Origin of the sequence: Alcaligenes sp. 1735tsa3, assembly GCF_024134565.1 — a bacterium.
Classification (GTDB): domain Bacteria; phylum Pseudomonadota; class Gammaproteobacteria; order Burkholderiales; family Burkholderiaceae_B; genus Alcaligenes; species Alcaligenes phenolicus.
Window position 1 is genome coordinate 1,762,860 of record NZ_CP099862.1, and the last position, 20,965, is coordinate 1,783,824.

Sequence of the window (20,965 nt, forward strand, 5' to 3'; positions counted from 1 at the left end):
GATAAGAGGCGCGTTTTGCCTATCGGTACAAGCCGATATGAGCAAAGTGTTCTTGTGTCGACCCTTTGATGCACACCTGAACTCTACGCTATAGATTTGCGTGGAGGTCGCTATGGCAGGGCAGAGCCCATGACAGGGCGTGCGTGTTTAGCCGCTTTTGTGGCCGCAGCCACATTCACCCATTTCCTGAAGCCTTCGTATCTGGCCTTGCCTGTTTGGCCGTGGCTGGGTGCTGTGGTTGTGAGCATCTTGCTGGCGCAGCGTTTTTCTTTTGCTTATGTTCTGGTCTTTGCCTGCTTGGGAGCCAGCTACAGCATTTGGCATATACAGGGCCGGCTGGCTCAATCCGTCCCGGTCACTGACATCAATAAAGTCAGTCGGGTAGAGCTGGAAATCCAGTCCTTGATACAGGCCGGGCCGAATTACAGACAGTTTCAGGCACGCGTCCTGAACTCCCAGCCGCCCGGTTTGCCCGAGCAGATTCTGGTTCGCTGGAATGCGGCTCAAGGCCATCGCTCCTTGTACCGTGAGCCGTCTGTACAAAGCTTCCCCGAGCTGATGCCCGGTCAGCGCTGGCGCATGTCTTTATTGATGCGTCCACCTCAAGGAGCCCGTAACCCTCATGGCTTTGACGCAGAACGTCATGCCATGACTCAAGGCTGGCGGGCTGTGGGCAGTGTGCGGGGTCAGCCACAACGATTGGACTTTGATCCGGCGCAGTCCTGGTTCACATGGACGGAGCGTCTACGCCATCATTTGCGCAACGTCCTGATGCCCTACGTACAAGAACAACGCTGGGGCGGGGTGATGCTGGCTTTGTCTTTGGGAGATCAGGCCAGTATCGCGGCACCGGATTGGCTGATCTTTAACCGCAGTGGCCTGACGCACTTGGTGTCGATAAGCGGCACGCACGTTACGTTCCTGGCCGTGTTGTTGGCTGCCTTAGTGTCCTGGTGTTGGCGACGTGTTCGTTGGGGGCGCTGGGTATTGGCCGAACAAGTTCCTGCTCAGGTTGCTGCGACCTGGGTAGGTATTGCCGGGGCGGGAGCTTACTGCGTCATCGCAGGCTGGGGTGTTCCTGCCCAGCGTACTTTTTTGATGTTGCTGGTGCTGGGTGTCTGCCGTATTCGGGGTTTATATTTGGGAGCCAGCCGGACTTTGATGATTGCAGCTCTGTTTGTGGTTTTGCATGATCCATGGGCGGGGCTGACCACCGGCTTTTATCTGTCTTTCGCCGCTGTTTCGGTCTTGTTCGCGTTTGGCGCTTTGATGGGGCAGGTGCCGCAGCCAGGCACCCGGTGGCAGCGCTGGGGGCGGCGGATCTGGTTTGCGACTCAGTTGCAGGTGCTGATTACCTTGGCCTTGTTGCCCGCTCTGGCCCCCTTGTTCCATGAAATATCCTTGGCTTCCTTGCCCGCGAATGCGTATGCCATCACCTTGATCGGCTCAGTTGTGACGCCGCTGGTGCTGCTCTTGTTGATTTTGGCGGCGCTACAGGCTCCGTCAAGCTGGTGCGAGTCTGTCGCCAATCTTGCTCATGCTGTATTGGATTTCACCATGCAGCCTACGATCTGGCTGGCGGAGCGCAGCCTTGCCAGTGTGCCAGTGCCTGCCCAGCACTGGGCTTGGACAGTTCTGGCTTTGCTGGGGGTACTGCTATTACTTTTGCCCAAAGGCTTTGCGTCCCGCTTGAGCGGCCTGTCTCTGTTGGTGCCCGCCTTGGCTTTGCGACCTTCTTTATTGCAGGAAGGGGACTGGGACTTGTTTGCCCTGGATATAGGCCAGGGCAGTGCGGTGGTGCTGCGTACTCGCAGTCAGGTGTTGCTGTTTGACGTGGGAAACCGCTACGGCCCTGATTCCGATGAAGGCAAACGCAGCATTGCGCCCTGGTTGAAAGCCAATGGAATAGGGCGGATCGATACCTTGGTGTTGTCTCATGCCGATATGGACCATGTGGGCGGGACGCGCAGCGTATTGCAGGCGGTGCCGGTTAGCCGCTCCTATAGCAGCTTTGATCTGGACGCGCATCTGAATCGGGAGGAGCGTTTGCTGGCTGTGCCTGCTGGCTCCACTGTTCGCCCGGAGCAGGCCCTGCGCTGTGAGCAGGATGTGCACTGGGAGGTAGACGGCGTACGTTTCCGGTTCTGGTGGCCCCCTGCGGATGAAGCCAGATTCAAGGCCGCCTATGGTAGCGAGGAAGATAAGAATGCCATCAGCTGTGTGCTGGAAATTCGAGGTGCCCGACACAGCGCCTTGCTTTTGGGCGATGCCGGTGTGGCGCAGGAGCAAGCCATTGTGGCGGCGGGCTTGGGGCCTGTTGATGTCGTTGTAGTCGGGCATCACGGTTCCCGGACCTCCTCGGGGGCGCATTTTGTGAAACACATGCAAGCGGGGTTGGCGATTGCTCAACTAGGATGGTGGAATCGCTTTGGGCATCCACATGCGCAGGTGCAAACGCGTTGGGAACGCTCCGGCGCTTTATTCCTGCGTACCGATCATTGGGGCGCTTTGACTGTGGAGTCGCGTCCTTCGGCCCTGTATTACTTTGGCGAGCGTGATCGTCACGCCCGCTACTGGCAGTCCCCAGCACCGCCCTGACGGCAGGACAGAAACGGCATAGTAAAGCCCTCGGGCTGGGCTACAATAGTCCTTTATCTGTCAAATTCTGGTCTGAGCGTTCATGACAACTGATCTTCAGGAGCCGCGCCTTAATTGGGTTATGTGTGCCAGTGCTTCCGGTACGCACCGCATGGCGTACTGGGAGTGGGGCGATCCCGGTAACGATCAGGTTTTGATGTGCGTGCATGGTTTGACGCGTACTGGCCGGGATTTTGATCAACTGGCTCAGCGCCTGTCCAAACGTTACCGTGTGGTAGCCCCCGATGTTGTGGGACGTGGCCGCTCTGATTGGCTGATTGATCCAGCCGCTTACGCCATTCCTCAATACGTTGCCGACATGTTGGTATTGATTGCCCGATTGCAGCCGGCACGGCTGGATTGGGTGGGCACATCCATGGGCGGTTTGATTGCCTTGGGTTTGCAAGGCGCGCAAGCCATGTCAGCCTTGCTGCGTCCGGCTCGCCCCGGACCAGGACTGGGCGCCGAACCCTTGCAACTGCCTTTGGGTCGCGTCGTTCTGAACGATGTAGGCCCGGCGTTGGATATGACAGGGCTGCAACGCATCAGTGAATACGTTGGGCAGTCCGTGCTGTTTGATACCTTCGAACAGGCGGTGGAGTATGTACGTTCCGTCTCGGCTTCCTTCGGGGAGCATTCCGCTGAAGAGTGGGCCGATATGTCCCGCCACGTCTTTGTGGAACATGAAGGCAAATGGCGTCGCCATTACGATTTGCGCTTGTCGCAAGCCTTTGCTCAGCAAGCGGATGTGGATTTGCAAGCGGCACAGGCTTTGTTGTGGGGCGCCTATGAGGGTTTGCCGGACAAGGTTCTGATCGTACGAGGCCAAGAGTCCGATCTCTTGAAGCCAGAAGCGGCCCAGGAAATGTTGCAACGCAATCCCAATTCGCAATTGGTGACTATTCCCAATGTGGGGCATGCGCCCATGCTGCGCAATGCCGAGCAAATCGACCATATCGACTACTTTCTAGCTGGATAGCCCCTTATGAGTGTTCAGGCCCGCTTGCCCGTTGATTTGCATTGCCATTCCATCTATTCAGATGGTGTGCTCAGCCCCGCGGAACTCGCCGCGCGTGCGCATGCTAACGGTGTGAAACTGTGGGCCCTGACGGATCATGACGAAATCGGTGGCTTGAAATTGGCCCGGCAATGCGCCGAGGATCTGGGCATACGCTTTGTGGACGGCGTAGAAATCTCCGTCACTTGGGCGAACAAGACTATCCACATTGTTGGCCTGGGCGTGGACCCGGACCATCCTGCCTTGCAAAAGGCGCTGCATGATGTGCGTGCTGGCCGCGAGCAGCGCGCTCGTCAAATGGGTGACCGCTTGGAAAAACTGGGCTTTCCCAATGCCTATGAAGGTGCAGTTCCATTTGCTGCCAATCCTGAACTGATCAGCCGCACGCACTTTGCGCGGTTTCTGGTGCAGCAAGGTTACTGCGTTGATATGAATGAGGCCTTTCGCCGCTACTTGGCGGATGGCAAGCCTGCTGCCGTGGAAACCGTCTGGGCCAGCCTGGAAGAGGCGGTGGGCTGGATACGTGAATCCGGCGGCAAGGCCATTATTGCCCACCCCGGACGTTACGAATTGGATGGCACCCGCAGTCATGCCTTGTACACCCAGTTTCTGGAACTGGGTGGCGTAGGTATTGAAGTGCTGACAGGCAGTCATACTCCGCAGGAATACAGCGTGTATACCCAGGTAGCACGCAGCTATGGTTTTGAAGTGTCCTGTGGTTCGGATTTTCATGGTCCCAGCGAAGGGCGTGTTGATTTAGGCGGTTTGCCGCCTTTGCCCTCGGGATTGAAACCCGTTTGGCAGGAGTGGCTCTAGCAGGAGCCTTTTAAACGATGAATAAAGCCTTTGTGAAAGAGTCCGATCAGGACGATGACGACGATCTGGACGCCCCGGCCAGTGCACTACCCAGTGGGACCAAGAATTACATGACGGTCCTGGGGTATCGCCGTTTGCGTGGCGAACTGAGCCATTTGATGAACAAGGAACGTCCCGAGGTGGTGCAGATCGTCTCCTGGGCGGCATCCAATGGTGATCGCTCCGAGAACGGCGATTATCTGTACGGTAAAAAACGCCTGCGGGAAATCGACCGCCGTATCCGCTTCCTGACCAAGCGTCTGGAAATTGCCGAAGTGGTGGATCCCGGCTTGCAGCCCAATCCCGATCAGGTGTTCTTTGGTGCAACCGTTGTTTATAGCGACAGCCAGGGTGAAGAGTTCACCATCACCATTGTGGGCGTGGACGAGGCCGAGCCTTTGCAGGGCCGTATCAGCTGGATTTCGCCGGTGGCCCGGGCCCTGATCAAGGCGCGTGAAGGCGACACCGTGGTGCTGCGCACCCCCGCCGGCAAGGAAGAGCTGGATATTCTGGAAGTGTCCTATCCCGAACCCGTACCAGCTCCTGATCTGGATGGAGACAGCCCGATTTGAACGCCGTACCGGGTCCGTATTGGAGATTACGGGGCGCCAATCGCTCCGGCCCCTCAAGACGTCTTGTCGAGCTTGCCGGGTTTGCTGTGTCTCCAGCCCCGCTTGCGGACCCCTTGTTTGAACTGAATTTTCCCTTTTTGTGCACGCCATTTACCGATGTGACCTCTTGTGTCGCTTCCGGTTAAAATGGCGTGTTTTCTATTTCTCCCACCTTTTTTGCCCCTCCCGTATCGTGAGCCAAATCCTGTACTTTCCCGGTTCGTCCGTGCTCTCCGCATTTCGTCGTGAGCGTTTGCTAGAGCGTGTCGAGCAGCGTCAACTGCCTGTTGCCGACATTCTTGCCTTGCACGAATACTATGTCTGGACTGAAGAGTCCGGCCTGGATGCCAGTGCGCGTCAGCACCTCAGCGACCTGCTGGACGATGGTCTGCCTGCGCTGGACCCTCAGCCGCCTAAAGGCGCCTTGGTTCTGCGTGTCATTCCTCGTTTGGGTACCGTGTCGCCCTGGGCCAGTAAAGCGACTGACATCGCTCATAACTGTGGCTTGCAAGCGGTACGTCGTATCGAGCGTGGCGTGCGTTACATCATCACCCCCAAGCGTGGCTTGCTGGGTGCCAAGGAACTGGATCAGGCTCAGCTGGAGCAACTGGCTGCCTTGCTGCACGACCGCATGACCGAAACCGTGGTTGGTTTGGAGTTTGACGGTCAGGCGCTGTTCACCCAACTGGAAGGCAAGCCCATCCAGACTGTGGATGTTCTGGGCGGTGGCGTGGCGACCTTGAAGCAGGCCAATGAGGAAATGGGTCTGGCGCTGTCCGAGGACGAAATTGAATACCTGATGGATGCCTTCACACGTCTGGGTCGTAACCCGCACGATGTGGAATTGATGATGTTCGCGCAAGCCAATAGCGAACACTGTCGTCACAAGATTTTTAACGCACAGTGGGTAATTGACGGTCAAAACCAGGGCAAGACCTTGTTTGGCATGATTCGCGAAACCCACGCGGCTCAACCTGAAAACACTGTGGTGGCTTATGCGGATAATGCCGCCATCATGACGGGCGGCCCCGCTACTCTGTTCCATGCCGGTATTGATGATCAGGCCAACGAGCCTGTGTATCAGCGCCACGAAGCACTGGTTCACACCTTGATGAAGGTGGAAACTCATAACCACCCAACCGCAATTGCTCCTTTCCCCGGTGCATCTACCGGTGCCGGTGGCGAGATTCGCGACGAAGGCGCAACAGGCCGTGGTTCCAAGCCCAAAGCAGGTTTGACCGGTTTTACCGTGTCCAATCTGTGCTTCCCTGAGCAAATGGAGCCTTGGGAAAAAGACTCCCACGGCATTCCTGACCGTATCGCCAGCCCGCTGGACATCATGATTGAAGGCCCGATTGGTGGTGCTGCCTTCAATAACGAATTTGGTCGTCCCAACTTGCTGGGTTACTTCCGTACCTTTGAACAAACGGCTGGCGATCAGCGCTGGGGCTACCACAAACCCATCATGATCGCCGGTGGTCTGGGCTCGATTGACGATCGCCTGACTCACAAAGATCCTCTGCCAGTGGGCGCCTTGCTGATTCAGCTGGGTGGCCCCGGTATGCGTATTGGTATGGGTGGCGGTGCTGCTTCCAGTATGGGCGTGGGCGCGAACCGCGCCGAACTGGACTTTGACTCCGTGCAGCGTGGTAACCCGGAGATGGAACGCCGTGCCCAGGAAGTGATCGACCGCTGCTGGCAGCAGGGCGAGAATAACCCCATTATTGCCATCCACGACGTGGGGGCGGGCGGTCTGTCCAACGCCTTCCCGGAACTGGTGAACGATGCCGAGCGTGGCGCTATTTTTGAACTGACTCGCGTTCCTCTGGAAGAGTCGGGGCTGTCGCCTGCTGAAATCTGGTCCAACGAATCCCAGGAGCGTTACGTCCTGGCCATTCTGCCCAAGGATCTGCCGCGTTTCGAGCGCATTGCTCAGCGCGAGCGCTGCCCCTTTGCCGTCGTGGGTGTGGCGACTGAAGAGCGCCAATTGCGCGTGACTTTCGGCGAAGGCCTGCCTGGCGTGGACGAAGTGCACACCCCCAAGAGCATCGAGGAACGTCCTGTTGACGTGCCTATGGATGTGATTCTGGGTAAAGCCCCACGCATGGAACGCGACGTCAAGCGTCTGGACGGCGTGGCCGAACCGCTGGACCTGACCGTTATTCCGTTGACCGAAGCCATGCATCGGGTGCTGCGTCACCCCACCGTGGCCAACAAGACTTTCCTGATCAGCATTGGCGACCGCAGCGTGGGTGGCCTGTGCAGTCGCGATCAGATGGTTGGCCCATGGCAAGTGCCTGTGGCCGACTGCGCCGTGACCCTGGCTGACTTTGAAGGCGTACGTGGCGAAGCCATGTCCATGGGCGAGCGTAGCCCTAGCGCCATGATCGACGCTGCTGCCTCCGGCCGTATGGCTGTGGCTGAAGCCCTGACCAACCTGGTCGCCAGCGATGTGCGTGACCTGAAAGACGTCAAATTGTCCGCCAACTGGATGGCCGCTTGCGGCGTGGATGGCCAGGACGCTGCCTTGTTCGACACGGTTCAGGCTGTCAGCCAGTGGTGCCAGAGCCTGGGCCTGTCCATTCCTGTGGGCAAGGACTCCCTGTCCATGCGTACTAGCTGGGAGCAGGACGGTGAGTCCCGTCAGGTGATTTCGCCAGTTTCCCTGGTGGTGACCGCTTTTGCTCAAGTGGCGGATGTGCGCCGCACCTTGACCCCCCAACTGCAAACCAATGTGGGCGATACCGCTCTGGTCTTGATTGATCTGGGGCAGGGCAAACAGCGTATGGGCGCTTCTGTGTTGGCTCACGCTTTCAATCAGGTTGGCCAGTCCGTGCCCGATATGCAGGACGCCGAAGCCATGCTGGCGTTTGTGAAGGTGATTCGCCAATTGGCCGACCAGGATCTGATCCTGGCCTACCACGACCGTTCCGACGGTGGTCTGGCCGCGACCGTAGCCGAAATGGCTTTTGCCGGTCACACCGGCGTGTCCGTGAATCTGGACATGCTGACCATCGACCCTCATGCTGCCGATTGGGGCGATTACAAGATTCGTGCCGAACAGGTTTCCGTGCAGCGTGATGAGATTACCTTGCGCGCCTTGTTCAACGAAGAGGCTGGTGCTGTTATCCAGGTGCCATTGGCCCAGCGTGATCAGGTCATGCAAATTCTGCGTGAGGCAGGTTTGTCGGCTCACTCCCACGTGATTGGTAGCCTGAACAAGACTGATCAGATCGAGTTCTACCGCGATGGCGCTTGCATTTACCAGGCCCCTCGTGTGGAACTGGCGCAACAGTGGAGTGAAGTTAGCCGCCGCATCATGGAGCGCCGCGATAACCCCGCTTGCGCACAGGCCGAATTCGATCGCTGGGAAGACGTGCAAGACCCAGGCATCTCGCCGCGTGTCATGTTCAACCCGCAGGAAGATATTGCTGCTCCCTTCATCGCTACCGGCAAGCGCCCACGCGTTGCCATCTTGCGCGAACAGGGTTGCAACAGCCAGGTCGAAATGGCCTGGGCTTTTGACACGGCCGGTTTCGAAGCCGTTGACGTACACATGACCGATTTGCTGTCGGGTCGCGCATCGCTGGAAGGCATGCAGGGCATGGTGGCTGTGGGTGGTTTCAGCTACGGCGACGTTCTGGGCGCGGGTGAAGGCTGGGCCAAGACCATTCGTTTCAACAACCAGTTGTCGGATCAGTTTGCTGCTTTCTTCGGCCGCAGCGACACCTTCGGTCTGGGTATTTGTAATGGTTGCCAGATGATGGCCGCTCTGGCTCCCATGATTCCAGGTGCAGAATTCTGGCCACGCTTTACCCGTAACCAGTCGGAAAAATACGAAGCTCGTTTCTCCAGTGTGGAAATTGCCTCTTCGCCATCCTTGTTCTTCAAGGGCATGGAAGGGACCCGTCTGCCAGTAGCCGTGGCTCACGGTGAAGGCTTTGCCAACTTCCAACGTCAAGGCGATGCGTCCAAGGTCGCCGCTGCGGTTCACTTTGTGGATCATCGCGGTCAGCGCACCGAGCAGTACCCGCTGAACCCCAACGGCAGCCCTTACGGTTTGACCGGCGTAACCACGGCAGATGGCCGCTTCACCATCATGATGCCTCACCCGGAACGCGTGACGCGTAACGTCATGATGTCCTGGACGCCGGAGCAGTGGGGCGCCGCCGATCAGGGTGCTGATCAGATGACAAATGGTGGATTTACTCCCTGGATGCGGATGTTTCGCAACGCTCGGGTCTGGATTGCGTAATTGCTTACGCGTATAATCGATTTTTGGACGGAGTTATAAAAGCATGCGTCTCATCAAGAAAGCACTGACCTTCGACGATGTGTTGTTGGTTCCCGCTTACTCCGAGGTTCTGCCTCGCGATACATCCTTGCTCACCCGCTTTACGCGGGACATCACCCTGAATATCCCGCTGGTTTCGGCTGCCATGGACACGGTAACCGAAGCGCGTCTGGCTATTGCCATGGCACAGGAAGGCGGTATCGGGATCATCCACAAGAACCTGACGGCGGATGCTCAAGCACGTGAAGTTGCACGTGTGAAGCGTCACGAGTTCGGTATTGTGATTGACCCGGTTACTGTTACGCCCACCATGAAGGTGCGCGATGCCATCAACCTGCAGCGTCAGCACGGTATTTCCGGTTTGCCTGTGGTTGAGGCCGGCAAGCTGGTGGGTATTGTTACCAACCGCGATCTGCGCTTTGAAGACCGCCTGGATCTGCCTTTGCGTGATGTCATGACGCCTCAAGAGCGTTTGATCACCATGCACGAAGGCGCCACGCTGGACGAAGCTCAGGCCCTGATGCACCGCCATCGCCTGGAGCGGGTGCTGATCGTGAACGATCAGTTTCAACTGCGTGGTCTGGCAACGGTTAAGGATATTGTCAAAAACACCGAGCACCCTCTGGCCAGCAAAGACAGCCACGGTCAGCTGCGCGTCGGCGCCGCAGTCGGTGTGGGTGACGGTACTGAAGAACGTGTCGAGAAACTGGCTGCAGCCGGTGTGGACGTGGTGGTGGTGGACACTGCCCACGGTCACTCCCGTGGCGTGATCGAGCGCGTTCGCTGGGTCAAGAAGAATTTCCCTCGCATTCAGGTTATTGGCGGCAACATTGCTACCGCTGATGCCGCTCGCGCTCTGGTCGAGGCCGGTGCAGATTGTGTCAAGGTTGGTATTGGCCCTGGCTCTATTTGTACGACTCGTATCGTGGCCGGTGTGGGTGTACCTCAAATTACGGCTATTGCTGATGTTGCCAAGGCATTGGAAGGTACAGGCGTACCTTTGATCGCTGACGGCGGTATCCGCTTCTCCGGCGATGTGTCCAAGGCTTTGGCCGCTGGCGCTTCCGCTTGCATGATGGGCGGTATGTTTGCCGGTACTGAAGAATCTCCGGGTGAAGTGGTGCTGTTCCAGGGCCGTTCGTACAAGTCCTACCGCGGTATGGGTAGCTTGGGCGCCATGGTCGATGGTTCGGCTGATCGCTACTTCCAGGATCCTTCGAACAACGCTGACAAGCTGGTTCCAGAAGGTATTGAAGGCCGCGTGCCTTACAAGGGCAGTGTGATTGCCATTATTTACCAACTGGTTGGCGGCATCCGTGCTTCCATGGGCTACTGCGGTTGCAAATCCATCGAGGAATTGCATGCCAAGGCTGAGTTCGTGGAAATTACGGCTGCGGGTGTACGTGAGTCTCACGTGCATGACGTACAGATCACCAAGGAAGCGCCTAACTACCGCGCTGACTGATCTTAGCCAGTCTCTTGCATGCCAGAAACCGCCAGCCTTTGGGTTGGCGGTTTTTTTTGTGTATCGCCTTTGTGTTGTGGGGTAGGGGGTAGTCTCAGGATAGACGCCTCTTGCGGCCTGAGTGGGGGTGCGGGGCGGACCGCTTGCCGGTGCTGCGCACCGGTGCCCTTGGCGGTGTCGAGATACGGGCGCACTCTGAACTCACCCGGTGATTGGTCCCCCGGACCAATCACAAGCGTCGGGTTCAAACAGCAGAGTGCTTGCATCCCGTATCCCGACACCGCCCGCGGCAAGCAGTCTGACTCGCCCACGCCCCACTCAGGCCGCAAGAGGCTCAGATCGAGAAATATATAGCCCTGCCTGTATCTTGCACTTAGGATTTTTGTGGGTGGGTTGGCTGTTTGGTCAGGGCTCTACACAATCACTGCCGTCACCGTCACCGTCACCGTCACCGTCACCGTCACCGTCACCGTCACCGTCATCGTCACCGCCACCATCAAGATCACAGCAACAACAATAGCAGTAACTACTGCTATCTCAGCCTTTGCTATTTCCACCTTGGCTGGTGCTGTGTAGCCCTTATTTCATTCAGGGAGCGACTCTTTATGAGGTGGGAGGGATGGGAATGCAGAGAACTCTAAATAATAAAAAGAGCCCCGTTTATGACGGGACGCCTTGCTTTGGATACTGCGGGGTGCGCTTACCCTAAGAGTGCTATTCAGCTATTCAGCTATTCAGCTATTCAGTTCATTAGTTCGTCACTCGTTAGCTCAAAAATTAGTGGCGGATAGCTGGAAAATCATTTCATATCAGGAGTTGAATATAAAACTCCCATATTTCTTATTTGGCAGGGGCTGCTTTGGTTTTGAACAGCCATTGTTGAGGCGGCCATTGAGCCAAAATCACCCCTGCCAGAGTCAGCAATCCACCGCTCACATGGTGTGCGCCCAGTTGTTCGCCCAGTAATGGGATGGCCAGCATGGCGGTCATGAAGGGCAGGATGTTCAGGAACAGGCTGCATCGGGCCGGGCCCAAGCGTGTGATGCCTTGGATCCAACAGTAGGGCAGCAGGACGGAGGCCAGGATGCCTGCGTACAGGATCAGGGGGACTGTTTGCTCATTCAGCTGGGTTTGTTCAGCCGGTAGCCAGAAGAAGACGGGCAGCAGGGTGATCAAGGCGCCCCAGGCTTGAAGATAGGTCGATTGCCAGGCTGGCACAGTGATATGCCATTTCTTCAAAAAAACACTGTAAAAGGCGTAGCTCAATGCCGCTGTCAGCATCAGCAAGTCGCCAGAGCGGACTCCTTGGCTTAGCAGTTGCATGGGATGGCCGCCGCTAATCAACCAGACTGTTCCAAACAAGGCCAGCAGGGCGCCGGGCAGCATGCCGCGAGGGCCAGAGCCTGGCAGCAGCAGACGTGTGGTCAACAGGGTCAGTAGGGGTGTCAGTGCGGTAATCACGGCCATATTGGTGGCACTGGTGCTGGCTGCTGCCCAATAAGACAGGCATTGATAAAACGCCATACTCAGAAATCCCAGAAACAGCAGTTTGGGTAGTTGAGGACGGATCGAGTGCCAGTGTCGCCAGACAGGGCGAGCGGCAAACAGGCTCATGATGGCCAGCGCCAGCACGACTCGATAAAAACTCATGGCAGGTGCGGCGAGCAGGCCGTGCGCCATTTTGGAAACAATGACATTGCCGGACCACAACAGCATGGTCACCAGCGGATAAGCATAGTTGCGCATTGGAAGCATCCATCAATAAGGAAGAAGTATGCTCGCTGTAGACCGACTTGCCTGTCTTTCGCTAAACTGACTTGAATTAGCGCAAATGGGACAGCTTGTGCTTGATCCTCTTATTCATATTCCGGTTGAGCTGGCCAAGATGCCTATTAGTGGTTTGGCAGCAGACTATCCGGACGGCCATCTTATTCACGAACATCAGCATGTACGTGCGCAGTTCTTGTACGCCGTGCAAGGGGTGATGGTGATCGACGCCCAGGAAGGACGCTGGGTGGTGCCTCCCAGTCGTGGCGTTTGGCTGCAACCGGGGCGACCTCATACGGTTCGCATGCGCGGACAGGTCAAAATGCGCACGATCTTTGTGGATGAGGATGCCGCTCCGGGCTTGCCAGCGCGTAACTGTGTGCTGGATGTCAGCCCTTTGCTACGAGAGCTGATTCTGGAGGCCAGTCGAATTCCTTTGGTGTATGCGCAAGACAGTCGTGATGGCCGCTTGATGCGCTTATTGCTGGATGAATTGCGCGAGCTGCCTGTATTGCCGTTTCATCTGCCCTGGCCCGAAGAGCCGCGCTTGCTATTGGTGTGTCGACATCTGGAGGCCAGCCCTGATGATGATAGGGATGCAAATGCCTGGGCCAAGCAACTGGCCATGAGCGTCAAAACTTTCCATCGCCTGTTTCGTCGTCATACCGGCATCAGCTTTGGGCAATGGCGTCAATTCGCTCGCTTGCTGGGGTCTCTAGAAGGTTTGGCCGCCGGTGAGCCTGTAGTGCAAGTGGCTTTGCAACACGGTTATGCCAGCCAAAGCGCATATGCCGCCGTTTTCCGGCGGCATTTCGGGGTTACTCCCAGAGAGTTTTATCGCTCTAAAGACAGCGTGGACGAGGCAGATTAGTCCGCCAGCTCCAGCAGCAATCGGGCCAGCATGTCGGGGTGTGTCATCAAAGCGCAGTGCCCGCTCTCCAGTTCACGGAACTCCCAGTCTTTTTGCTGACGGGCCCATTCGCGCGAGGTATCGACTCCTCTGAAGGTGGGCTGTGTGCAGGAGATATAGGAGCAGGGGCGGCCATTGCCAATGACGGGGTTCTGTAAACGTAGGGAAGAGCGGTAGACGCTAAGCGGTTGTGGCGTCAGGCGGTTACCGACAAAGTGCAGATCTTCCGTGGCATGCAGGCCCAAGGCGCTTAGTGGAGGAGGGGGGACAGCGGGAACGGCACTTTTCCCGGCAGCGGCTACCATGCTGTCAACGATCTTTTCCGGCAGCGTGTCGAAGGTGCTGGTGCCGCTGGGCAGGATAAAGGCGTCCAGGTAAATCAGTTGTTGAATGCAGCGTGGCATGACGTCGGCGACGCCGCTAATGACCAGTCCTCCAAAGCTGTGGCCCACTAGAACCACGTTGGAGAGTTCCTCCCAACGTATCAAATTAGCGACATCATCTACAAAGGTGTTCAGGGTGATGTCCGCGCTAAGCAAGTGGCTGCGTTCGCCCAGGCCTGTCAGTGTGGGGGTATAGACTTTATGCCCCTTGGCCCGTAGCCGGGCAGCCAGTCTGGACCAGCACCAGCCGCCGTGCCAGGCACCGTGAACCAGCACAAAGGTCAGGCTGTCGGAGACTTCGTCCGCATCTTCCTGACACTCGTAGGCAAAGCTGTGCGAGCGGGCACCGGAGGGGCCGGGAGCAGGGATATAGCTGCCGCCGCCTTGTTGTTGTGTGGCCTGTGCAGGTCGGGATTCCTGGTGTTCATTAAGTTCGCTCGGACGAGGGGTACGACTCGAAGACATGCTGAAACTCCCAAAATGGCTGCATGTACTGTAGCTGCCTTGCCGCATGAATGCCAGTGATGCAGGACAATTTCGGCCTGGAGTATTTCTGCGACTCCCTAAGCGGCGCTACACAGCGTAAAATAGATCCTTTACCGCTTTATTATTGGCTCGATACTTTCATGCACCAGCGAATTCTGATTCTTGATTACGGCTCCCAGGTCACCCAGCTTATTGCGCGTCGCGTACGCGAAGCCGGTGCTTACTGTGAAATTCACCCCGGTGATGTCAGCGATGAATTCATCCGTTCCCAAGAAGGCCTGAAAGGGATCATTCTGTCGGGCAGCCACGCCTCGGTCTACGCCGAAGACGCTCTGCAAGTTCCTGCCGCTGCGTTTGAAGCCGGCGTACCCGTTCTGGGCATTTGCTACGGCATGCAAGCCATGGCCCGCCAACTGGGCGGCGTTACCGAAGGTTCGGACAAGCGCGAATTTGGTTACGCCGAAGTGCGCGCCCACGGCCACACCAAGCTGCTCGACGGTATCCAGGATTTCGCTACGGCAGAAGGCCACGGCATGCTCAAAGTCTGGATGAGCCACGGCGACAAAGTGACCGCCTTGCCTCCCGGCTTCAAGCTGATGGCTTCCACGCCTACATGCCCCATCGCCGGTATGGCTGATGAAGATCGCGGCTTCTACGCGGTTCAGTTCCACCCCGAAGTCACCCACACCGTTCAAGGCGGCGCCTTGTTCGAGCGCTTTGTGCGCGACATCTGCGGCTGCGTGGGCGATTGGAACATGCCGGACTACGTGCAAGAGGCTATCGCCAATATCCGCGAACAAGTCGGCGACGAAGAAGTTATTCTGGCTCTGTCCGGCGGTGTGGATTCCTCCGTCGCTGCCGCTCTGATCCACCAGGCTATCGGCGACAAGCTGACTTGCGTATTCGTGGACCACGGCCTGCTGCGTCTGAATGAAGCCCAGCAAGTCATGAGCACCTTCGCCGACAATATGGGTTTGAAGATCATCCATATCGACGCTTCCGACCGCTTCCTGGGCAAACTGGCCGGTGTGACCGACCCAGAAGCCAAACGCAAGATCATTGGCCGTGAATTCGTGGAAATCTTCCAGGAAGAAGCCGCCAAGCTCAGCAACGCCCGCTGGTTGGCCCAAGGCACAATCTACCCGGACGTCATCGAATCCGCTGCTGCCAAATCCGGTAAAGCCACAGGCATCAAATCTCACCACAACGTGGGCGGCCTGCCAGACACGCTGAACCTGAAACTGCTGGAACCCTTGCGCGAGCTGTTCAAGGACGAAGTGCGCAAACTGGGTGTAGCTCTGGGCCTGCCACCAGCAATGGTCTACCGTCACCCCTTCCCAGGCCCAGGCTTGGGTGTCCGTATCCTGGGTGAAATCAAGCGCGAATACGCAGATTTGCTGCGTCAAGCTGATGCCATCTTTATCGAAGAACTGCGTAATACGGTTGACGAAGAAACCGGCAAGAACTGGTACGACCTGACTTCCCAGGCCTTCACCGTCTTCCTGCCTGTGAAGAGCGTGGGCGTGATGGGTGATGCGCGTACCTATGAGTACGTTGTTGCCATGCGTGCCGTGCAGACAACAGACTTCATGACGGCTGACTGGGCTGAACTGCCATACTCGTTGTTGAAGCGTACCTCTGGCCGCATCATCAATGAAGTGCGTGGCATTAACCGTGTGACGTACGACGTCAGCAGCAAGCCGCCAGCGACGATTGAGTGGGAGTGATCCCGCGTCTGGCACGGCCAGGCTCCTGATGGCATAAAAATCCGCTAAGCCCGCGTAATTGCGGGCTTTTTTGCGCAATTCTGTCTGGCATTCCTAGGCCGCTAAGATGCAAATAGCTACCGAGCCGCGACCTCATAAGCCTTGCGTAAAGTGTGATGCAGTGATGTTTGTAATAGTGGATGTATTGACGGATGCTGTTTCCTAGCTGCTCGATGCTCAGGAAGCAATGCAAATAGAACAGTTCGGATTTGAGCTTGTCGCCACGGTGTGGGGCAACGGTGACTTGTGAGAGATGGGCCGTCAATGCGGAGTGTCAATCCGATGCGCGAGAGCGTTGTAAGCAGAAAGTGCTCGATGTTCTATATCTACATGAGAATTATTAACATCTGTGGCGTACAATAAGTAACCCTTCGTTCGTCCGCTTCTTCTGGTGCGATAGAGCCAGCCGCAGCACATGCATGGTACGACGGGGCCCGTCGTATGGATGTGACTTTGACTGAGCCGTGTTAGCCCGCTATTACAGAGATTTGCTGAACTTTTGCATGCGCAAGGTGCGTGACCGTGACATCGCGGCTGACCTGGCGCAAGAAAGTTATGCGCGCGTGCTGGCCATGCAGCAGACCGGTGAGGCCATTCGCGAGCCCGGCGCATTGCTGCGTCAGGTGGCGTTAAATACCAGAATCGACTGGGAACGCCGTGCCAGCATCCGCCAGCACGACGACATTCATGCCTTGCTGGAAGCAGATCAGCCGCGCGGCCCGCAAGCGCTGCAGCCCGAGCAGGCCTATGCTGCGTCTCAAACCGTGCAAGCCTACCTCGACACTATCGAAGCCTTGCCGCCCCGGTGCCGCGAAGCCTTTTTCCTGTATCTGTTCGAAGATATCACCAATCAGGAGATTGCTGACCGTATGGGCGTGTCGGTCAGCATGGTGGATCGTTACATCAAGCGCGGTAAACTCGCTTGCATGGCTTGCCGGGAGGAGCTCGATAGTGACAATTGAGTACATGCTTTCCGTGGCCAACATTTCCTGTGGGGGTGTGGTTTTGCCCCTGATAGTGCGTCTATACCAATAATATGAGCCGTTTTTCTCCATCCTCGCATGCATCTTCAGTCCCATTTGATGAGGCTGTGGAGGCGCGCGAGTATGAAGAGTTCTTTCGTCAGCAAGATCTTGTGCATGTTGCCGCCGTGGATTGGCATACCCGCTGGGAGAGGGGCTTGAGCGCTGCCGAGCAGGCAGAATTCCAGCTATGGCTGAATACGGATCCGGCACATGCCGCTGCCTATGCCCATCTTGATGACGGCATGATGGTGCTGCATAGCGCATCAGCACAGCAGACGCAGCACATGGCTCAGGGGCGTCCATCTTGTTTCAATCATGCCTCGGGCCAGTTCGAGCATGTTGATAGGAATACGGCCCGGCGCCAAAAATCCGTTAACGTCTTGGGCAGGTGGTCATCACTCTTTGGTCTGTCATCACGCCGAAACTGGTTCGCGTTCTGTTTCGTGGCGTTTTTGGCCGTTGGTATCGGTTGGCACCAATGGGGGCAGGGTCGGTTCTTCTCGACGCAGTACGCGGTCAAGCGCGGACAAAGCCAGACGATTGCCTTGCCCGACGGCAGTGTGCTAGTGCTCGATGCAGAAACGCAGGCGAAGGTCATCTTTTACCGTGATCGGCGTGAGGTGCGTATTAAAGAGGGGCAAGTCATGTTTTCCGTCGCGCCTGACCGTGACAGCCCCTTTCAGGTACTGGTGGGCCGTGCGCGAGTCACCGTTGTGGGGACACGTTTCTCCGTGCGCTATCGCCAGACGGGCATGGATGCCGACACTGTCAACGTCGCGGTGGAAGAAGGGCATGTGCGAGTGGCTGACGTGGGTGGTTGGTTTGGCAGAGGGGCCGGTGCCGAGGTCAACTTGGTAGCAGGGCAAGGTCTGAGCATGGCGGCGGATGGCCACATGGGCAAGGTCTCTGCAGTTGCACCAGGTAGCATTGCACTGTGGCGCAAAGGGCTGGTGCACTTCGAGAATACATCACTGGGCGATGCTTTGGTGGAGTTGGAGCGCTACGGCTCGACGGGGCTGGTAGTGCATGATCCGGCTGTCGCCGCCATGTCTATCGGTGGCAGTTTTCAGGTGACCCGCCCCGATGAGTTTGCCCGGATGGTGAGACAGATCCTGCCCGTCAGGCTGGTACCCCGCGAAGCCGGAAAGTTTGAAATCACCTTGCAGCGCTAGGCTTGGTGACCCTACATCTGCTGGGCAAAAAAAAAGATCGTGACACAGGTGTAGTTTCGGGTGGGCTGGTGCGTCTTTAAGGGTAGTGAGTCGTATTTTTATTCATTGCTCGATTTGTAAAGGACGTTTCTATGCCGTTGGCGCACCCTCATTTCCGTCTGGCCCCGCTTGCGTTGGCCATCACGTTTGCACTGGCTACGCCGGGCATCACCTATGCACAGGCTACCGTAAGCAGCACACAAGCGGTTACGCTTTCCATTGCTGCGCAACCCTTATCGTCTGCGCTCAACGAACTGTCGGCAGCTACTGGTACAGCAATTGGTTTTTCTCCAGCACTCGTGTCGGGTAAAGCTGCGCGCGCGGTCAGAGGCGAGCTGACGGCGCAGCAGGCGGTGGATCAGATGCTTTCTGGCAGCGGGCTGCTTGCCACGCAGGAAGGTGGCGGCATTGTCATAAAAGCCGCTACGCGCGCCGATGACGTGCCAATCCTGGACGCTGTGACGGTCAGTGCCAGTCAGCTTGGCCTTACCACCGAAGGCACCGGCTCGTATACGACTGGCAGCATGAACACGGCCACTCCCTTGTCCTTGTCCATCCGCGAAACCCCACAGTCGGTCAGTGTGGTGACGCGCGAGCGTATGACGGATGCGGGCATGACCTCAGTGGAGGATGCCTTGGCCTTTACGACAGGGATGACGGTGAAGGCCACGGGCGGTGAACGCAATACGTATAGTGCTCGAGGTTTTGATGTCTCCAATATCCAGGTGGATGGTCTGACGGTTGATCACGATTCGGATACCCTGGGGTCAGCCAGTTTGGCTATGTACGACCGTATCGAGGTTGTGCGGGGGGCGACGGGCCTGCTGGAAGGCGCAGGAAATCCGTCGGCATCCATTAATCTGGTACGTAAACGGCCGACGTCGACCTGGCAGACCTCCTTGACGGCGGCACTGGGGCGTTGGGATGATTATTCGGGTAGCGTGGATACAGGCGGTCCCCTGAACGCCAGTGGCACCTTGCGCGGCCGCGTAGTGGCCTCTTTGCAGGATGCCGATACGTTCACTCAAGGGTATGGCCACAAGCGCGAGCTGTTCTATGGCATCGTAGAGGCGGATTTGACCGACCGCACTTTGCTGACCTTGGGGGGGTATTACAACAAGGAAGACAACCCTGGCGCTGACTGGAACGGTTTGCCCACGCGTGCTGACGGTAGCTTTTATGACTTTGATCGTTCGGTGCGCGCCAGCCCGACCTGGTCATACTGGAACAAGACAAATGTGAATTTCTTCGGTGAGCTCAAGCACACGTTTGAGAATGATTGGGATGTGTCTTTGAAGGGACAGTACCTAGATGGCAAGCTGGATATGTTAGGTACTTCATTGCTGGGGCGTAGTGCGGAGGATACGTTTCTTTATAACGTCGGGCAGTATCGCTACCACCATAAGAATACCTCGTTGGACTTGCGTGCGACAGGGCCTTTCACTTTGTTCGGAAGATCTCATCAGTTGGCGGTGGGCGCCAACTATCGCCATCGCGTCGATAGCGACGGCCCCGGCGGTTGGCCGAGCGCCTATGAGTATGGCTTTGACCCGATGCACTGGCAGGAGACCGTAGCCCCACCTATGCCCGAAATGAACTGGATGTGGTCGAGTGACGGAGATGTGAAAGAGTATGGTGCGTATTTCACGGGCAAGTTCAATTTGCTGGATGGGCTTAATCTATTCGCTGGCGGGCGTTTCAGTTGGTATGAACTGGATCAGACTCTCAAAAGCGGTACCTACCTTGGCAAGACAGCCTATGAGGCTAAAGGGGAGTTTACCCCTTATGCTGCCTTGACCTATGATCTGTTTGAGCAGCACACGGTATATGGCTCGGTCACCGGTATCTTCAGGCCACAGAATTACAGTTCGACTTCAGGCGCTTTGCTTGACCCCGTTGAGGGTACCAATTATGAGCTGGGCATCAAGGGCGAATACCTAGGCGGCAGGCTTAATGCCAGTCTGGCCGTTTTTCAGATTAACCAAAGTAATTTGCCGGAAAGCCTGCCTTTGTTGCTGTGTCGCTCGGGGCAATCATGCTACGCGGCAGCGGGTGAAATTCGTAGCCGTGGGGTGGAACTGGAAGTCTCCGGTAATCTGACAGACGCCTGGAGCGTGTTTGCCGGATATGCGTATCAGCAGGCCGAATACCGTAAGGATTCGGTCAATGGTAAAGCGGGTGATGCTTATGCCACGACGACGCCTCGCAACTTGCTGACCTTATCCACGGTGTACCAACTGCCTGGGGCGCTGGCCAATTGGCGGGTTGGTGCATCGGCGCGCTTTCAGAGTGCGGTGCACAGCTCTATTGCTGGGGAGGGGCCAGCGGTCAGACAAGGCGCTTATGGTATTGTCAACACCATGATCGGATACAGCCCGAACTCTCATCTTGACTTGCGCTTGAACGTCAATAACCTGTTCGATAAATACTATTACCGCACTGTTAGTTACCCTCGTAATGGCAATCTGCTGGGTGAGCCGCGTAGCTTCATGCTAACGGCGCAATACAAGTTCTAGTTCGTAGGGTGGAATAGCGTC

At 57.0% G+C, this 20,965-nt stretch carries 14 protein-coding genes and 1 pseudogene; 11 read left to right on the top strand and 4 right to left on the bottom strand.

The window, feature by feature from the left end; all coding sequences use genetic code 11:
- Positions 1–129 precede the first annotated feature (129 nt).
- The 6 genes from NIZ92_RS08130 to guaB all read left to right on the top strand — a co-directional run bounded on the left by NIZ92_RS08130 (position 130) and on the right by guaB (position 10,880).
- Positions 130–2,598, top strand: a complete 2,469-nt coding sequence (locus NIZ92_RS08130; RefSeq protein ID WP_254003049.1) for a DNA internalization-related competence protein ComEC/Rec2 — start codon at positions 130–132, stop codon at positions 2,596–2,598.
- Positions 2,599–2,719: 121 nt separating this feature from the next.
- Entirely contained in the window at positions 2,720–3,616 is an 897-nt protein-coding gene (locus NIZ92_RS08135) for an alpha/beta fold hydrolase (protein WP_254003211.1), read from the top strand.
- 6 nt (positions 3,617–3,622) lie between these two features.
- A complete protein-coding gene (locus tag NIZ92_RS08140) occupies positions 3,623–4,471 on the top strand; it encodes a 3',5'-nucleoside bisphosphate phosphatase (protein WP_083053725.1) in 849 nt (282 codons plus the stop codon).
- A gap of 17 nt (positions 4,472–4,488) precedes the next feature.
- Positions 4,489–5,082: a transcription elongation factor GreB gene (gene greB, locus NIZ92_RS08145; protein ID WP_254003050.1), complete on the top strand. Its 594-nt coding sequence runs from the start codon at positions 4,489–4,491 to the stop codon at positions 5,080–5,082.
- A gap of 232 nt (positions 5,083–5,314) precedes the next feature.
- The gene (gene purL / locus NIZ92_RS08150; protein WP_254003051.1) at positions 5,315–9,376 is read left to right on the top strand and encodes a phosphoribosylformylglycinamidine synthase; all 4,062 of its coding nucleotides are present in this window, start codon (positions 5,315–5,317) and stop codon (positions 9,374–9,376) included.
- A gap of 43 nt (positions 9,377–9,419) precedes the next feature.
- On the top strand, positions 9,420–10,880 hold the full coding sequence (gene guaB, locus NIZ92_RS08155; RefSeq protein WP_009457979.1) for an IMP dehydrogenase: 1,461 nt from the start codon (positions 9,420–9,422) through the stop codon (positions 10,878–10,880).
- A 413-nt stretch (positions 10,881–11,293) separates the two neighbouring features.
- Here guaB and NIZ92_RS08160 read toward each other — a convergent pair whose 3' ends face one another.
- Together NIZ92_RS08160 and NIZ92_RS08165 are read right to left on the bottom strand one after the other, a co-directional pair.
- Positions 11,294–11,437 (bottom strand): hypothetical protein, encoded by a 144-nt coding sequence (locus NIZ92_RS08160; RefSeq protein ID WP_254003052.1) that lies wholly within the window; start codon positions 11,435–11,437, stop codon positions 11,294–11,296.
- 283 nt (positions 11,438–11,720) lie between these two features.
- Positions 11,721–12,626: a DMT family transporter gene (locus tag NIZ92_RS08165; protein ID WP_254003053.1), complete on the bottom strand. Its 906-nt coding sequence runs from the start codon at positions 12,624–12,626 to the stop codon at positions 11,721–11,723.
- 85 nt (positions 12,627–12,711) lie between these two features.
- On the opposite strand from NIZ92_RS08165, the gene NIZ92_RS08170 reads away from it, so the two are divergent.
- Complete coding sequence (locus NIZ92_RS08170; RefSeq protein WP_254003054.1) at positions 12,712–13,518, top strand: helix-turn-helix transcriptional regulator; 807 nt, start codon at positions 12,712–12,714, stop codon at positions 13,516–13,518.
- Here the strand turns inward: NIZ92_RS08170 and NIZ92_RS08175 are convergent.
- Positions 13,515–14,405, bottom strand: coding sequence for an alpha/beta fold hydrolase (locus NIZ92_RS08175; RefSeq protein WP_254003055.1), 891 nt, complete (start codon positions 14,403–14,405; stop codon positions 13,515–13,517). The genes NIZ92_RS08170 and NIZ92_RS08175 overlap by 4 nt on opposite strands.
- 161 nt (positions 14,406–14,566) lie before the next feature.
- On the opposite strand from NIZ92_RS08175, the gene guaA reads away from it, so the two are divergent.
- Positions 14,567–16,153: a glutamine-hydrolyzing GMP synthase gene (gene guaA / locus NIZ92_RS08180; protein ID WP_083053949.1), complete on the top strand. Its 1,587-nt coding sequence runs from the start codon at positions 14,567–14,569 to the stop codon at positions 16,151–16,153.
- 154 nt (positions 16,154–16,307) lie between these two features.
- On the opposite strand, the pseudogene NIZ92_RS08185 reads toward guaA, so the two are convergent.
- Positions 16,308–16,406: pseudogene (locus NIZ92_RS08185) on the bottom strand (IS3 family transposase); the annotation flags it as partial.
- A 250-nt stretch (positions 16,407–16,656) separates the two neighbouring features.
- Here NIZ92_RS08185 and NIZ92_RS08190 point away from each other — a divergent pair.
- From NIZ92_RS08190 to NIZ92_RS08200, 3 genes are all read left to right on the top strand, one after another.
- The gene (locus NIZ92_RS08190) at positions 16,657–17,154 is read left to right on the top strand and encodes an RNA polymerase sigma factor (protein WP_060185943.1); all 498 of its coding nucleotides are present in this window, start codon (positions 16,657–16,659) and stop codon (positions 17,152–17,154) included.
- A 74-nt stretch (positions 17,155–17,228) separates the two neighbouring features.
- A complete protein-coding gene (locus tag NIZ92_RS08195) occupies positions 17,229–18,389 on the top strand; it encodes a FecR domain-containing protein (RefSeq protein ID WP_045931550.1) in 1,161 nt (386 codons plus the stop codon).
- A gap of 131 nt (positions 18,390–18,520) precedes the next feature.
- Complete coding sequence (locus NIZ92_RS08200; RefSeq protein WP_254003056.1) at positions 18,521–20,944, top strand: TonB-dependent receptor; 2,424 nt, start codon at positions 18,521–18,523, stop codon at positions 20,942–20,944.
- Positions 20,945–20,965 lie beyond the last annotated feature (21 nt).